Source organism: Reyranella sp., assembly GCF_004297265.1.
Taxonomy (GTDB): domain Bacteria; phylum Pseudomonadota; class Alphaproteobacteria; order Reyranellales; family Reyranellaceae; genus Reyranella.
The window spans coordinates 1-13531 of record NZ_SCUT01000025.1; the positions used below are offsets into that span (position 1 = coordinate 1).

Annotated in this window: 12 protein-coding genes; 7 read left to right on the forward strand and 5 right to left on the reverse strand. The window is 65.7% G+C overall.

Going from position 1 to position 13531, the window contains the following annotated elements:
* The first annotated feature begins 187 nt into the window (after positions 1-187).
* On the forward strand, positions 188-1591 hold the full coding sequence (gene pgmG / locus EPO41_RS10600; protein WP_296324446.1) for a phosphoglucomutase/phosphomannomutase PgmG: 1404 nt from the start codon (positions 188-190) through the stop codon (positions 1589-1591).
* Positions 1591-2025: a gamma-glutamylcyclotransferase family protein gene (locus EPO41_RS10605; protein ID WP_296324450.1), complete on the forward strand. Its 435-nt coding sequence runs from the start codon at positions 1591-1593 to the stop codon at positions 2023-2025. Before pgmG ends, EPO41_RS10605 begins: the two co-directional genes overlap by 1 nt.
* On the opposite strand, the gene EPO41_RS10610 is transcribed toward EPO41_RS10605, so the two are convergent.
* Positions 1994-3268, reverse strand: a complete 1275-nt coding sequence (locus EPO41_RS10610) for a D-alanyl-D-alanine carboxypeptidase family protein (RefSeq protein ID WP_296324453.1) — start codon at positions 3266-3268, stop codon at positions 1994-1996. The genes EPO41_RS10605 and EPO41_RS10610 overlap by 32 nt on opposite strands.
* Between EPO41_RS10610 and EPO41_RS10615 the strand changes: the two genes are divergently transcribed.
* The 5 genes from EPO41_RS10615 (at position 3261) to EPO41_RS10635 (ending at position 7340) form a co-directional block, all read left to right on the forward strand.
* Complete coding sequence (locus tag EPO41_RS10615) at positions 3261-3530, forward strand: hypothetical protein (RefSeq protein WP_296324456.1); 270 nt, start codon at positions 3261-3263, stop codon at positions 3528-3530. The two genes, EPO41_RS10610 and EPO41_RS10615, sit on opposite strands and share 8 nt — an antisense overlap.
* Positions 3531-3615: 85 nt before the next feature.
* Positions 3616-4335 carry a hypothetical protein gene (locus tag EPO41_RS10620; protein WP_296324459.1) on the forward strand — a complete coding sequence of 240 codons (720 nt, stop codon included), beginning with the start codon at positions 3616-3618 and terminating at the stop codon, positions 4333-4335.
* A 63-nt stretch (positions 4336-4398) separates the two neighbouring features.
* A complete protein-coding gene (gene clpS, locus EPO41_RS10625; protein WP_296324462.1) occupies positions 4399-4803 on the forward strand; it encodes an ATP-dependent Clp protease adapter ClpS in 405 nt (134 codons plus the stop codon).
* Between the two features lie 42 nt (positions 4804-4845).
* Positions 4846-7167 (forward strand): ATP-dependent Clp protease ATP-binding subunit ClpA, encoded by a 2322-nt coding sequence (gene clpA, locus EPO41_RS10630; protein ID WP_296324464.1) that lies wholly within the window; start codon positions 4846-4848, stop codon positions 7165-7167.
* Complete coding sequence (locus tag EPO41_RS10635; protein ID WP_296324467.1) at positions 7167-7340, forward strand: hypothetical protein; 174 nt, start codon at positions 7167-7169, stop codon at positions 7338-7340. Before clpA ends, EPO41_RS10635 begins: the two co-directional genes overlap by 1 nt.
* A 4-nt stretch (positions 7341-7344) precedes the next feature.
* Here EPO41_RS10635 and EPO41_RS10640 read toward each other — a convergent pair whose 3' ends face one another.
* Genes EPO41_RS10640 through EPO41_RS10655 form a run of 4 tightly spaced genes read right to left on the reverse strand, consistent with a single transcriptional unit; the run spans position 7345 to position 13432 of the window.
* Positions 7345-8523 carry a GNAT family N-acetyltransferase gene (locus tag EPO41_RS10640; protein WP_296324470.1) on the reverse strand — a complete coding sequence of 393 codons (1179 nt, stop codon included), beginning with the start codon at positions 8521-8523 and terminating at the stop codon, positions 7345-7347.
* Between the two features lie 54 nt (positions 8524-8577).
* A complete protein-coding gene (locus EPO41_RS10645) occupies positions 8578-11691 on the reverse strand; it encodes an efflux RND transporter permease subunit (protein WP_296324473.1) in 3114 nt (1037 codons plus the stop codon).
* Between the two features lie 11 nt (positions 11692-11702).
* A complete protein-coding gene (locus tag EPO41_RS10650) occupies positions 11703-12836 on the reverse strand; it encodes an efflux RND transporter periplasmic adaptor subunit (protein ID WP_296324476.1) in 1134 nt (377 codons plus the stop codon).
* The gene (locus tag EPO41_RS10655; RefSeq protein ID WP_296324480.1) at positions 12833-13432 is read right to left on the reverse strand and encodes a TetR/AcrR family transcriptional regulator; all 600 of its coding nucleotides are present in this window, start codon (positions 13430-13432) and stop codon (positions 12833-12835) included. Before EPO41_RS10655 ends, EPO41_RS10650 begins: the two co-directional genes overlap by 4 nt.
* Between the last annotated feature and the right edge of the window lie 99 nt (positions 13433-13531).

Here is a 13531-nt window from a genome sequence, read left to right on the forward strand (position 1 = left end):
GCACGAGTTCCGCGGCCTCGACCCGCGCCGGCTGAAGGAGGCGATGCGGCAGCCCCGCATCGTCGACCTGCGCAACATCTTCGATCCCGACGAAATGCGATCCCTCGGCTTTGCCTACGAAGGCATTGGCCGGCCCGGTCCGCGTTCCTGATCATTCCCGACGACAAATTCTTCCGGAGTTCATTGCATGAGCCAGACGGCGCACAAGTTCGATCCGAGCATCCTGCGTGAGTACGACATCCGCGGCATCGTGGGCGGGACCGTCCATGCCGCGGATGCGCGGGCGATCGGGCGAACCTTGGGCACGCTCGTGCGGCGCAAGGGCGGCAAGCGGGTGGCGCTGGGTTACGATGGCCGGCTGAGTTCTCCTGAACTCGCGGCCGCCTGCATCGAGGGACTGACCGCGGCGGGAATCGACGTGGTCGACATCGGCCTCGCCGCGACGCCGATGCTCTATTTCGCGGTCTATCACCTCGAAGCCGACGGCGGCATCCAGATCACCGGATCGCACAATCCGCCGGACTACAACGGCTTCAAGATGATGATGGGCAAGAAGTCGTTTTTCGGCGCCGACATCCAGACGCTGGGGGCGATGGCCGGCAAGGGCGACTGGGAGACAGGCCAGGGCAAGGTCGAGAAGCGCTCGATCCTTGCCGACTACGCCGCGCGCCTGTTGCGCGACGTGAAGCCGGGCAAGAAGCTCAAGGTCGCCTGGGACACCGGCAACGGCGCGGTCGGCGTCTCGATCCGTGCGATCGTCGACAAGCTCGAAGGCGAGCATTTCGTGCTGAACGAGAAGGTCGACGGCACCTTCCCGGCGCACCATCCCGACCCGACGGTCCCGAAGAACCTCGAGCAGCTGATCGCCGAGGTGGAGAAGAGGGGCTGCGACCTCGGCATCGCCTTCGACGGCGACGGCGACCGGATCGGCGCGGTCGACGGCAAGGGCCGCATCCTGTGGGGCGACCAGCTCCTGGTCCTGTGGGCGCGCGACGTGCTGAAGACCAATCCCGGCGCCACCATCATCGCCGATGTGAAGGCGAGCCAGGTCCTGTTCGACGAGATCGCAAAGGCCGGCGGCCAGCCGATGATGTTCAAGACCGGCCATTCGCTGATCAAGAGCAAGATGGCCGAGATCGGTGCGCCGCTCGCGGGCGAGATGAGCGGCCATGTGTTCTTCGCCGACACCTTCTACGGCTTCGACGACGCGCTGTACTGCGGCCTGCGCCTGCTCAACATCGTGGCGAACGCGAAGGAGAGCCTGGCGGAGATGCGCGACGGGCTACCCCAGCCGGTCAACACGCCGGAGCTGCGCTTCGATTGCCCGGACGACCAGAAGTTCGGCGTCGTCGAGAAGGTCAAGGCGAAGCTGCAGAAGGACGGCGCCACCTTCTCCGATATCGACGGCGTGAGAGTCAGTACCAAGGATGGCTGGTGGCTCCTGCGCGCGTCGAACACCCAGCCCGTGCTGGTGGCGCGCTGCGAAGCGGCCGACGATGCGGGGTTGGAACGGCTGATGACAGACCTCAAGGCCGCCCTGGCGGCGTGCGGCGTGGAGCTTCCGGACGACGCCTCGTCCGGCCATCACTGATGCGGTTCTTCTTCTATGGCACGCTGCTCGATCGCGACGTGACGGCACTGGTACTGGGGCGGCGGCTGCCGCCCCGGGCCTATACGGAAGCAAGCCTGCCGGGACATGCGCGGCGGCGGGTGCAGGGCGCGACCTATCCCATCGTCATCGCGGATCCGTGCGGCGAGGTGCCGGGCGCGATCGTGGGCGGTCTCAGTGCCCGTGACGTTGCGCACCTCGCTGCCTACGAGGGACCGGGCTATCGGGTCGTGCCGCTCAGGGTGAAGGTGCAGGGACGGATGGTCGAGGTGTCGGTTTTCGAACCCATCCAGTCCCGGTTGAAGCCCAGCCGGGAATTATGGGACCTGACGGTCTGGCAGCGTCGTCACAAGCGATCGTTCGTGGACCGGCTCAGGCGGGCCCTCAGCGTGCACCCGGCGTATTCCAGGACGTGACCTGGAGCGCCGAGCAATAGACTTTCCGCTTTTCGAGGCGCTTGCAGCCTTCGACGGCCTGTTCCTGCGACAGGTTGATCAGTCGCGCGCGATGGAAGACGCGGTTCGCCATCTGGACCTCGTCGACGATCGCCGAGGCCGAGCGCGCGTCCGGTAGTGCCGCGGTTGCGCGCTCGAGGGCTGCCTGGGCGGCCTGCGGCTCACTGAACGAGCCGACCTGAATCACCCAGCTTCCGAGAGCGGGCGTGTCCGAAGCAACGGGCGGCGCGGCTGGAGGAGCGGCCGCAAAAGCCGCCGTGGTCGCGGGCTTGGCAGGCGCGGGAGCCACGAAGCCCGCGTACTTCGGACTGACCTGCTGCTGTTGTCCCTGCTGCGGCTGCGCTGCGGCGGGCGGACGATAGGCTTCGGCGAAGCTGGCGCCGGGATCGAACTGGGCCGCGGTGTAACGCGCCGACGGGGGCTTGCGCACCGACGTCCAAGGCGAGAGCTGCATGGCCGCCGCAAGCGTGAAGCCACGATCCATCAGGGCAGCCATCGTGCGGTCGCGCTGGGCGGCGCTGGTGCCTCCCATGACGACGCCGATCAGGCGGCGGTTGTCGCGCATCGCCGACATCACGAGGTTGAAGCCCGAGGCGTTGGTATAGCCGGTCTTCAACCCGTCGGCGCCATCGTAGTTGCCGAGCATGCGGTTGTGGTTCTCGAGAGTGCGTCCGCGATAGGCGTAGCTCTGCACCGAGAAGATCGCGTAGTAATGCGGGTAGTCGCGCAGCAGCGCGTTGGCGAGCTTCGCCAGGTCGCGGGCCGTGGTGACCTGCTCGCTGTTCGGCAGGCCCGACGCGTTCCGGAACACCGTCGAACTCATGCCGAGCTGGCGAGCTTTCTGCGTCATCAGGCGCGCGAAGGCCTCCTCGCTGCCGGCAAGACCCTCGGCGAGCAACACGGCCGCGTCATTCGCCGAGCGCGTCACCAGCGCCATCGTGGCATCGCGCACGTTCACGGTGCCGCCCGGGGTCATGCCCATCTTGGTGGGCGGCGCGTTCAAGGCATTGATCGACACCGGCAGACCGTCGCCGAGCGACAGCCGGCCCGAATCGAGCGCCGAGAAGGTGAGGTAGATCGTCATCAGCTTGGTGAGCGATGCCGGATGACGAAGTTCATCGGCGCGATCGGAGGCCAGTTCGCGGCCGCTGGTCGCGTCGACGATCAGGTAGGATTCCTTTCCGGAGACCGCTGGATTGGCCACCCAGGAAGACGACGTGTTGCGCGAGGAGGCCTTGGCGCGAGCCTTGGCAGGCGGAGCAGCGCGCTTGACCGACTTCGCCTGGGTCTGGGCGTCAACGGGGGACGGCGCGAGCGACGCACCTAGAAAAAGAATGCTGACGGCGACCCAAGAAAAGCCGACCGCAATTCGCCTGAGGGGAAAAATCATTGCGAATACGCCACACGCGAAATCTGATTCTTATGCTCATCCAATAGGTTATGAGCGATTGCTTGAACTTTACTAAAGTTTGTAGGGCGGTGCAACTTTGCTCGTGCCGCTCTGCTGCCCTAGTTGGCTCGGATTATGCGGGCACCCTTTTGGGAGGCGTGATGAAGGCTTTTTTGGCGGCATTGGCCGCCCTGACCGCCCTATCGGCGGCGCCGGCAATGGCGCAGCGGCCGGATCGCAACGTCGAACTGCCGGTCGTGCGTAGTTTCCACTGGTTCGACTTCGTCGCGGCCAGCGACATCCGGGAGGCTTGTGCGCCGGGCGGCCGGAACCGCCTCAGGCTCATCTACAATGCTCTCTGGGAGGAGCAGGTCCGCGCCTACGACATCTATCTGCAGCCCGACGGCACGGCCGGCATGAACATCGGCGTGCTGGAGGGACAAGGTTATGCCACGCCCGGCATCACCAACATGCTCATCTCCAACCCGAAGGACATTTTCGCGCCCTGGAGCATGAAGGGCGGGCAGCGCATTCTGACCGTGGACGAAACCCGTGAACTCCTCGGGTTGCTGGAGGAGAGCCGCGCCTTCGGCCCACCGCGGGACGGAATGCGACTGCCGGACAACGACTTCTGGTGGACCGTCGCCTCGTGCCGCAATGGCGTCTGGGGCTTTCAAGCCTACCACTATCCGACCGACGGCTTCGTGAATGTGAAATTCTCGGCCAGGCTGTTCTCGTGGGACAAGGTGCCGATACCGGTCAATCCGCCCCGCAAGCTGGAGCCCGCGGAACTGCGCCGCGACTGGAACGCTCCGATTGACCGCGCACGCGCCGACCGCTGGATGCTGGTCGTGGGAAAGGACGGTCTCCGGCCGAGGTAGCGGAACCCGTAACGCTACCTATATAATTCACGGGTGCCTTGGTTTGGGAGCGCGACGATAGCGATGGACTTTGTGCGTAACGTAGGCGATTGGCGGCTCGGCGGGGCGGGCGAACCTCCCCAACAGCCGCCCCAGCAGCCGCCGCGACGGGACGATGGCGAAGGTGGGGACGATGGTCGCACCGGCGCACTGACGCTCACGCGCACGCGCACGAAGAAGCCTTCGATGTACAAGGTCCTGATGCTGAACGACGACTACACGCCGATGGAGTTCGTGGTCGACGTTCTGCAGAACATCTTCCAGAAAAATCGCGAAGAGGCGACCGAGGTCATGCTTCACGTCCATCAGAAGGGCGTGGGGATCTGCGGGGTCTATACCTACGAGATCGCCGAGACCAAGGTGACGCAAACGGTGGATTACGCCCGCAAGAACCAGCACCCTCTCCAGTGCACGTTGGAGAAAGAGTAACGGCGACCGAGAGTAGTTCTTTTTTCCTGTCGAGGTGTTTCGATGTCCATGCTGTCCAAGAACCTCGAGAAGTCCCTGCATCGCGCCTTCGGACTTGCCGGTGAGCGCCGCCACGAATACGCGACGCTGGAGCACCTGCTGCTGGCGATGACGGAGGATGAGGATGCCGTCCCCGTCCTCAAGGCCTGTGGCGTCGACATCGACCGGCTGCGCCATGACCTCGAAACCTTCGTCGACAATCGCCTCAAGGGCATCATCACGCAGAACCCGAGCGAACCGTTGCCGACCGCGGGCTTCCAGCGCGTCGTCCAGCGTGCCGCCGTGCACGTGCAGTCATCGGGCCGCAACGAGGTGACCGGCGCCAACGTGCTGGTGGCGCTCTTCTCCGAGCGCGACAGCCATGCCGTCTCGTTCCTTGAGAACCAGGGCATGACGCGCCTCGATGCCGTCGACTACATCAGTCACGGCAAGGCCAAGGTGCCCGGTCGCTCCCGTACGCGGCGTGTGGCCGGCTCCGAGGAAGAGGCGGGCGGCGAAAGCTCGGCCAAGCAGGGCAACGAGGCGTTGGCCGCTTACTGTGTCGATCTCAACCAGAAGGCCCGCGAGGGCCGGGTCGATCCGCTGATCGGCCGCGACCACGAGGTCGAGCGCACCATCCAGGTCCTGTGCCGCCGCACCAAGAACAATCCGCTCTATGTCGGCGAGCCCGGCGTCGGCAAGACGGCCATCGCCGAGGGACTTGCCCGCAAGATCGTCGACGGCGAGGTGCCGGAAGTCCTCAAGGAAGCGGTCATTTATTCGCTCGACATGGGCGCACTGCTGGCCGGTACCCGCTACCGCGGCGACTTCGAGGAGCGTCTCAAGGCCGTCCTGGGCGAACTCAAGAAGAAGCCCAACTCGGTTCTCTTCATCGACGAGATCCACACGATCATCGGCGCCGGCGCGACTTCGGGCGGCTCGATGGACGCGTCGAACCTGCTGAAGCCGTCGCTGCAGTCGGGCGACCTGCGTTGCATCGGCTCGACCACGTACAAGGAGTACCGCAACTACTTCGAGAAGGATCGCGCGCTGGTCCGCCGCTTCCAGAAGATCGACGTGCCGGAGCCCACGATCGGCGACGCCGTCGAGATCATGATGGGGCTGAAGCCGGTCTACGAGAAACACCATCACGTGAGCTTCACCGACGATGCCATCAAGGCGGCGGTCGAACTGTCGGCGCGCTACATCCACGACCGCAAGCTGCCGGACAAGGCGATCGACGTGATCGACGAGGTCGGCGCGGCCCAGATGCTGCGGGCGCCCGACAAGCGCAAGACCACGATCGAGGTGGCCGACATCGAGGATATCGTCGCCAAGATCGCGCGCATCCCGCCGAAGTCGGTCTCCAAGGACGACACCGAGCTGCTGCGCACCATCGACCGCGACCTGAAGACCGTCGTGTTCGGCCAGGATCATGCGATCGACCAGCTCGCCGCATCGATCAAGCTCGCCCGCGCCGGCCTGCGTTCGCCGGAGAAGCCGATCGGCAGCTACCTGCTGGCCGGGCCCACCGGCGTCGGCAAGACCGAGGTGACGCGTCAGCTTGCGCGCCTGCTGGGTCTCGAAGTCATCCGCTTCGATATGTCGGAATACATGGAACGCCACAGCGTCTCGCGGCTGATCGGCGCCCCGCCGGGCTATGTCGGCTTCGACCAGGGCGGCTTGCTCACCGACAAGGTGAACCAGCATCCGCATTGCGTCGTCCTGTTCGACGAGATCGAGAAGGCGCATCCGGACGTGTTCAACGTCCTGCTGCAGGTGATGGACTACGGCAAGCTCACCGACCACAACGGCCGGACGGTCGATTTCCGCAACGTCATCCTGTGCATGACGACCAATGCCGGCGCGGCCGACATCGCCAAGCCCGCGCTGGGCTTCGGCCGCGAGCAGCGGCACGACGAGGACAACGAGGCGATCAACCGCATGTTCGCCCCGGAGTTCCGCAACCGGCTCGATGCCATCATCAAGTTCGCCAACCTCGGCCCGGAATCGATGGGCAAGGTGGTGGACAAGTTCGTGGCCGAACTCGAGGTCCAGCTCGCCGACCGCAAGGTCTTCATCGAGCTGACCGACGGTGCGCGCCGCTGGCTGGCGGAGAAGGGCTACGACAAGCTGTTCGGCGCCCGGCCCCTTGCCCGTGTGATCCAGGAATACGTGAAGAAGCCGCTGGCCGAGGAGGTGCTGTTCGGCAAGCTCTCCGACGGCGGCACGGTGCGCGTCGACGTCGATGTGCCGGGCGAGGCCGGCAAGCTCGTCTTCACCTTCCTGCCGCCTGAGCGTGGCGCGCTGCCGCCGGCCAGCCAGGAACCGGTGCTCGCCAGCTAGTGAGCGCCTTCAAGCCACTCTGGATCGCCTTTCGCGCCGCGGTGCTCGCCACCGCGGTGTTCTGGGTGGTCCTGTTCATCATCGACAAGACCGGCTGGCAGGCGCCACTCGGGCTCACCGAGCAGCTTGCCTTCTTCGTGGTCTTCTTCTTCGGGGTGCTGATGGCCAAGTAGGCCGTCAGGCCTCGTTCTCTTTCCGGAACGGGGAATACTGCATCAGCCCTTCGATCTCCTGCTGAACGGCGGGCCGCTCGCGCTTGAGATAGTCGTCGACGGCGCGGCGGAAATTCGGATCGGAGATCCAGTGGGCGGAGTAGGTCGGTACCGGCAGGTAGCCGCGCTGGATCTTGTGGTCGCCCTGCGCGCCGGCCTCCACTCGCGCCAGCCCATGGGCGATCGCGTAGTCGATGGCCTGGTAGTAGCAGGCCTCGAAATGCAGGAAGGCGTGGCTTTCGAGGCAGCCCCAGTAGCGACCGTAGAGCGTGTCGTCGCCCTTGAGGTTGAGCGCGCCGCCGACGGGCCGTCCGTCTGCTTCGGCCATCACCAGCACGACCTTGTCGGCCATGGTCGCGCCCAGGATGTCGAAGAAGGAACGCGTCAGGTAGGGCGTGCCCCACTTGCGGCCGCCGGTATCCATGTAGAAGGCGAAGAAGGCGTCCCAGTGCTCGGGCCCGATGTCGTCGCCGCTCAGCGTCCGGATGGCCATACCTTCACGTTTCACGGACTCGCGCTCCTTGCGGATCGCCTTGCGCTTGCGAGACGAAAGCGCCGCCAGGAAATCGTCGAAGGTACGATAGCCGTCGTTTCTCCAATGATACTGCTGCCCCAGTCGCAGCAGCCAACCCCGGGTGCCGAAGCGCTTCCAGTCGTCCTCGGTGCAGAAGGTGGCATGGACCGAGCTGATGTTGTTGTCGTCGGCGATCTTGGCCAGCATGTCGATCAGGGCATCGCGGACGGCGTCGGCCAGCGGACCGGGGCGGGCGAAGAGGCGCGGACCCGGCACCGGCGTGAAGGGCACCGCGACCTGAAGCTTGGGATAGTAGCGGCCGCCGGCGCGCTCCAGGGCCTGCGCCCAGCCGTGGTCGAACACATACTCGCCCTGGGAATGGCTCTTCACGTAGAGTGGCGCAGCACCCTGCAGCATTCCATCGTCGGACTCCGCCAGCAGATACTGCGGCTGCCAGCCGGTGCGCCGTCCGACCGACTTCGAGTCTTCCAGCGCCTTCAGGAAACCGTAGCTGAGAAACGGGTTCCCCGCCGAGCCCGGCGCGAGCGCGCAGGAATCCCACTGGGTGGCGTCGACCGCGGTGAGCGAATCGACGACGCGCAGACCGACCGTCGGGGCATCATCCGGCATATCCCCAGCATAGCGCGAATCGTGCCAGCACGATGGCCAATCGGTGCCGCCGTTTCACTCGGCAGGCTTGTGTCCGCGGGCCACCTCGTCGGCCGAGCGGCTGAAGCGCCGGGTTGCCCACAGGCCGACCCGGTCGATGTAGACCAGCACCACCGGCACCACGACCAGGGTGAGGAGGGTCGAGCTGATCAGGCCGCCGATCACGGCATGGGCCATCGGCGCGCGTTGGGTGGCGCCTTCGCCGAGGCCCAGCGCCAGCGGCAGCATGCCGAACACCATGGCGAGCGTGGTCATCAGGATGGGGCGCAACCGGATCGAGCCGGCCTCGAGAAGGGCCTCGTGGACCGGCGTTCCGCGCTCCCGCGCCTGGTTGAAGAAGTCGACCAGCAGGATGGCGTTCTTGGTGACGAGGCCCATCAGCATGATGAAGCCGATGGCCGAGAAGATGTTGAGCGTCGTGCCGGCGACCAGCAGGCCGAGAAACACGCCGATCAGCGACATCGGCAGCGACATCATGATGGCGATGGGCTGCAGGAAGCTGCCGAACTGCGAGGCCAGGATCAGGTAGATGAGGATGACCGCCATCAGCAGCGCCTGGCCGGCATAGGCGGCGCTCTCGGCCATGTCCTTGGTCGAGCCGCCGAACACGAAACGGTAGCCGGGGGGCAGCTTGATCTCGGTGAGGACCTGCTGCAGGTCGCTCGACACCTCGCCGGCCGAGCGGCCATAGACGTTGGCGGTGATCTGGACCTCTCGATTGAGGTCGCGGCGGTTGATCTGCGAGGCGCCGACATCGGTCACGACGTCGGCGATCTGCGCGATATGGACCATGCGCGGCAGGCCGTTGGGCTCGGTCCCCGCGGTGAACCAGACGCGGTGCAGGTCGGCGATGCCGGTGCGGTCGTCGGTCGGCAGGCGGACCATTACCATGTAGTTCTCGCCGTCGGGCGCCCGCCACAGGCTGGTCTCGTCGCCTGCGAAGAGGGGACGCAGCGACTGGGCGACCGCGGCGGTGCCGAGGCCGAGGTCGGAGGCGGCATCGCGGCGCAGGCGGACGGACAGGATCGGCTTGGCGGCCTTGAGGTTGCGATCGAGATCGACCAGGCCGCGGATGCCGGCGGCCCGCTTCATCACGTCCTGCGAGATCGTGTCGAGCACGTTGGTGTCGGGCCCCTGCAGCGAGAGCTGGAGCTGCTTCTGGACGCCGCCGCCCGGCCCGCCGGGGATGTTGATCGAGACCAGGATGCCCGGGATGCCGGCCAGCCGTTCGCGGATCGGCTGGGCGAGCTGCTCGGGCGAGCGCTTGCGCTCCTTCAGTGGCTTCAGCTTGAGATAGAGGCTCGCCTGGTTCTTGCCGTTGGCATAGCCGGTGTTGACCGTGCCGTAGGTGTAATCGATCTCGGGAAACTCGCGCAGCGCGGCGTCGACCTGCCGCAGCTTGGCCTCGGTATACTCCAGGGAGGAACCGACAGGCGTTTCGATGCTCACGACCTGTTCCCCGAGATCGGCCTGCGGCACGAACTCGAAGCCGATGTATTTCGGCAAGGCGAAGCTGCCGACGAAGGTCGCCAGTGCGATCAGCAGGGTGAGCTTGGGCCAGCGCAGCGCCCAGCCCAGCACGACGCGATAGACGCCGTTGGCCTTTTCCTGGGTTGCGTTGACGATCCGGGCGAAGCGGCCGTTGCCATGGGCCTGCGGGTCGTACCAGACCGACGACAGCATCGGATCGAGGGTGAAGGACACGAACAGGGAGATCAGTACGGCGGCCGAGACCATGACGCCGAACTGGAAGAAGAAGCGACCGATGATGCCGCCCATGAAGGCGACGGGCAGGAACACCGCCACGATGCAGAAGGTGGTGGCGAGCACGGCCAGGCCGATCTCGTTGGTGCCGTCGATGGCGGCCTGGCGGTGGGTCTTGCCGAAGCCGATGTGGCGCATGATGTTCTCGCGCACCACGATCGCATCGTCGATCAGGATGCCGATGGCCAAGCTGAGCGCCATTAGGGTCAGCACGTTCAGGGTGAAGCCGAAGGCCGCCATCACCATGAAGGCGCCGAACACCGAGATCGGCAGCGCGAGGCCGGTGATGACGGTGCTGCGCCAGGAATGGAGGAACAGGAAGACGATGGCGATCGTCAGAAGACCGCCCTCGACCATGGTCTGCTGGACGTTGTCGACCGAGTTCTGGATGCCGCGCGAACTGTCCCGCACGATTTCCAGCTTAACGTCCGGGGGCAGGGAGGACTGCAGCTCGGCCACCGCACGACGGACGCCTCGGGCCACCTCGATCGTATTGGAACCCTGTGTCTTCACGACGTCGATGGCAAGCGCGCGCTCGCCGTTCAGGGTGGCGACGTTCTCCAGTTCCTGCTGGCCGTCGACGACGTTGGCGACCTGGCGGAGATAGACCGGCGCCTGGCCGCGGCGGGCCACGATCAGGTCGGCGAAGTCGCCGGGCTCGACAACACGCCCGGTGACCTCGATCACGCGGTCGTCGTTGCCGCGCTGGACATTGCCCGCGGGAAAGTTCTGATTCTCGTCCTTGATGGCCCGCATGATGTCGTTCACGCCGACGCGCAGGGCGTGCATGCGGCCGGGATCCAGCTCGATGTTGATCTGCCGCTTCAGCCCGCCGGCGATAGTGGCGCGACCGACGTCCCGAACGGTCTGCAGGCGCTTGATGATGATCTGGTCGGCAAGCGTCGTGAGGTCGCGCACCGACCGGACGTCGGAGCGCACGGCGATCGACACGATCGGCTGGTCGTCGGGATTGAACCGCTGGATCAGCGGCTCCTTGATCTCCGGCCGGAAGGACGCCCGGACCATCTGGACCTTCTCGCGGACGTCCTGCATGGCGACGGCGGAGGGAACCGACAGTTCGAACTCGGCGATGACGATCGACTTGCCCTCGAGCGAGCGCGAAGTGAGCGTTTTCAGGCCGGCGATGGCGTTGACCGATTCCTCGATCTTGCGGCTGATCTCGCTCTCGACGGTTTCCGGCGAGGCGCCGGGATAGTCGGTCGTGACCACGACGATGGGGAAGTCGACGTTGGGGAACTGGTCGATACCGAGCTGGCGATAGGAGAACAGGCCCATCACCAGCAACGCCACCATCATCATGGTGGCGAAGACCGGATTGTCGACCGCGATCTGGGTGAGTTTCACGGCCGCGTCTCCTAGCGGGTTTCGACGAGCTTGACCTTCTGTCCGGCCTGCAGGCCGGGCAGCGGGGCGGAAACCACAGTCATGCCCGATTCCAGGCCCTTCACCTCGACCAGCTCGCCGCGCGACCAAGTGCGGACGGCGCCCACCGGCTTGCGTACGAGTGTGCCGTTCTCGACGACCAGCACGTAATCGCCCAGCTCGTCCTTGCGCATCGCCGAGGCCGGCACCGCCAGGGCGTGACCTTTCTCATGTACGGTGACGGTGCCGGTGCCGAACAGGCCGCCGCGCAGCGCCTCATGGCGGTCGACGATCTCGACATAGACGGGGATCGAGCGCGAGCCCGGCTGCGTGGTAGGGCTGATACGCGTGATCCTGCCGTCGAAAACGCGATCGCCGAAGCCTTCGAGATTGACCTGGGCGGTCTGGCCGACCTTCATGCGGATGACGTCGGCGGCGGGCATCTGAGCCGCGATCTCGACGTGGCTGGTATCGAGAAGGGCCAGGATCTTGCCGTCGATCGGCAGCGACTCGCCCTGATTGGCGATGCGCTCGCCCACGACACCGTCGAAGGGCGCCCGGACCTCGGCATCGGCGAGGTTCTTGCGTGCGACATCGAGCTGGGCCTCGGCAACGGCAACCATGGAGGCGCGATTCTCGGCTGTCGCGCGCGCCTGGTCGGCCGCCGACTGCGAGACGATGTTGCGGTTGGCCAGCGTCTCCTTGTCGGACCGGTCACGCGCGGTCCAGCGCGCGTCGGCCCGCGCGGCCTCGAGGGCTGACTGCCGCTCGTTCAACTTGGCCTGCAACTCGGTCGTCTCGAAGCGTGCCAGCACCTGGCCTTCGGTGACCCGGTCGCCTTCGCGGACCAGCACCTCGGCGAGGCGGCCGGAAACACGGCTCTTCACGATGGTCTGGTCGATCGGCTGGGTGGTGCCGGTGAAGCGGACCACGTCGACGAGACCGCGCGGCTTGATCGTATGGAGTTCCGCCGGGATCAGTTCCAGGGGACGGTCGGCAACTTTGGCGGCGACCGGACCATTCCCGGCCGGCGTCGTCCCCTTGCCGTTCTTCCAGGCAAAGGCGCCGCCACCCAGAACGACGGCGGCGCCGACGATGGCGAGGATGATCTTGACGCTGGTCTTCATGGCCGTAGCCCTTTGAGAACGAAATCGAGATAGGCGGTGTAGAAGCGGTCGCCGTCGACCTCGCTGGGATCGAACGGAGCCAGGGAGCGCTTCCAGACGGAGAACATGGCGAGCGGCTGCAGGATGACGATGGCCGTCGTTTCGAGGTCGGGCAGGGGGCGGAATTCGCCGCTTTCCACGCCACGGCGCAAGGTGCGGATAAAGAGATCGCGGCCGCGCACGTCGAAATGCGTACAGTAGAATTTGGCGACGTCGGGGAAGTTGCCGGCCTCGGCCAGGATCAGCTTCACGACCCCACCGGCCGGCGTTTCTTCGAAGGCGCGGAAGCCCGCCACCAGGGCGCGAAGCAACTCCTCGCTCGTTCCCTCGAAGCGGTCGATCACGTCATTGGCCTGCGCCAGCGGACCGGCGATGGCTTCCGCGATGACGGCTTTGAAGAGCTCTTCCTTGTTCTTGAAGTAGAGATAGGGGAGGCCTTTGCTCACCGAGGCCTGCCTGGCGACGTCCTCGAGCTTGGTCGCGGCGAATCCGCGGGTGACGAAGAGTTCGAGGGCGGCGCGGGCAATCTCTGCCGCGCGATCTTCCGGTCGTCGCACACGTGGCGACGCGGCTGAGTTTCTGTTGACTGACCGGTCAGTATCCATGTTTCGGCATGTAATGCGAAAGCCGACCGGGTTCAAGCCAGAAAGAAAAAA

Coding starts and splice junctions, on each gene's coding strand:
- pgmG (WP_296324446.1), top strand. CDS start 188: ATGAGCCAGACGGCGCACAAGTTCGATCCGAGCATCCTGCGTGAGTAC.
- EPO41_RS10605 (WP_296324450.1), top strand. CDS start 1,591: ATGCGGTTCTTCTTCTATGGCACGCTGCTCGATCGCGACGTGACGGCA.
- EPO41_RS10620 (WP_296324459.1), top strand. CDS start 3,616: ATGAAGGCTTTTTTGGCGGCATTGGCCGCCCTGACCGCCCTATCGGCG.
- clpS (WP_296324462.1), top strand. CDS start 4,399: ATGGACTTTGTGCGTAACGTAGGCGATTGGCGGCTCGGCGGGGCGGGC.
- clpA (WP_296324464.1), top strand. CDS start 4,846: ATGTCCATGCTGTCCAAGAACCTCGAGAAGTCCCTGCATCGCGCCTTC.
- EPO41_RS10640 (WP_296324470.1), bottom strand. CDS start 8,523: ATGCCGGATGATGCCCCGACGGTCGGTCTGCGCGTCGTCGATTCGCTC.
- EPO41_RS10650 (WP_296324476.1), bottom strand. CDS start 12,836: ATGAAGACCAGCGTCAAGATCATCCTCGCCATCGTCGGCGCCGCCGTC.